The organism is Pseudovibrio sp. POLY-S9 (assembly GCF_001431305.1).
GTDB lineage: Bacteria > Pseudomonadota > Alphaproteobacteria > Rhizobiales > Stappiaceae > Pseudovibrio.
In genome coordinates, this window is the sequence record NZ_LCWX01000130.1 from 1 (window position 1) to 393 (window position 393).

The window sequence follows — 393 nt, forward strand, 5'->3', positions numbered from 1 at the left end:
AGATCAGGACAATGCTAATCGGCGTGCCTTGTGTCGCCGGTTCGGTATCAGCCCACAAACAGGCTATAAATGGCTGAGGCGGTGGCGTGCGGGAGAAGGCTTGAATGATCTCTCCCGCCGGCCCAGAACATCTCCTGGACGTTCACCACAGGAGGTGGAGCAGAGGATTTTATCAGTACGTGATACTTACCCGGCTTGGGGTGCTCGAAAGATCCGCGCTTACCTGCAGCATCAAGGCATTACAGTTCCAGCAAGCTCCACGGTGCACGCCATTCTACAGCGCCATGACCGTATTGAACCGAAATCAATCCCAGCGTCCTCGGATTGGCAGCGATTTGAAGCTCCTCTTCCTAATCAACTCTGGCAAATGGATTTTAAAGGTTGGATCAGGCT

General features: G+C 53.4%; 1 protein-coding gene. It reads left to right on the forward strand.

The genetic code is table 11. From position 1 onward, the window contains the following. Positions 1-393 (forward strand): helix-turn-helix domain-containing protein (locus PPL9_RS31265; protein ID WP_152986667.1); only part of this gene is annotated, 393 nt, incomplete at both ends.